Origin of the sequence: Vallitalea longa (assembly GCF_027923465.1) — a bacterium.
GTDB lineage: Bacteria > Bacillota > Clostridia > Lachnospirales > Vallitaleaceae > Vallitalea > Vallitalea longa.
Genome location: NZ_BRLB01000046.1, coordinates 1 through 1,054, shown reverse-complemented (window position 1 = coordinate 1,054; position 1,054 = coordinate 1). Strand labels below are relative to the sequence as shown.

Below are 1,054 nucleotides of genomic sequence, written 5' to 3'. Positions count from 1 at the left end.
CCATAGTCTCCTGTCCTATAGATTCTTCCTAGTTCATCATGGTCTATGAATGCTTTTTGTGTTTTTTCTTTGTCTTTTTTATATCCTGATGCTACTCCTTTGCCTCCTATGTATATTTCTCCTTTTGTTCCTATGGGACATTGCTTTTGTTCTTCACTTAGTATATGTATCGTTTGATTGGCAAGGGGCATTCCGTATGGTATGCTTTTCCATGTCTCATCCATCTGATTTATGGGGTAATAAATTGACCATATGGATGCTTCTGTAGCTCCTCCAAGGCTTATTACCTGTGATTTTTCAAAGTAATTTTTTATGTTCTCTGGTAATTTTAGTGGAATCCAGTCTCCACTTAACATTATGGTCCTTAACTTCTTGAAGTCGTATTTTTTGTATTCTTCTTGATTTTCTGCTATATGCTCTATCATCATATTCATTATTGCAGGTACTGTGTTCCATATACTCACTCCTGATTCAAGTACTGTTCTGGTCAGTTCTTCTGGGTCTCTTTGGTCTTTTACCAGTATCAACGTTGCTCCTGTTGACAGGGCCCCGAACACGTCATATACTGATAAGTCGAAGCACATGGATGATACTCCTATGATTTTATCTTTGCTGTCTACATGGAATCTTTCGTTTATGTCCTGTATCGTATTGGTTACCGCTTTTTGTGATATGACCACACCTTTTGGTTCTCCTGTACTTCCTGATGTATAGATTATATATGCTATGTCTTCTTTTGATACTTCTACATCTATTTCATCACTTGAATACCTGTCCTTTATTTCTTCTTGATATTTTTGAGTGCTTAGTACTTTTTTTGCGTTACTGTTCTTTAGGATGTACTCTTTTCTTGTTTTGGGATATTCTTTGTCTATAGCGATATATATTCCACCTGCTTTTACGATACCGACTACATTTATGATTGTCGCTATGTCTCTTGAGGCTATTACAGCTACTGCATCACCTTTTTCTACGCCTTCTTGAATCAGGTATGCTGCTACTTGATTGGAGCATCTATCCAGTTCACTATAGGTTAGTTGTTCTTCTTTGTCTT

1 protein-coding gene is annotated in these 1,054 nt (G+C 36.8%); it reads right to left on the bottom strand.

Annotated elements, in window-relative coordinates:
* Positions 1-1,054, bottom strand: a 1,054-nt coding sequence (locus QMG30_RS24740; protein WP_281819900.1) for an AMP-binding protein, incomplete at both ends; no start/stop codon positions are given.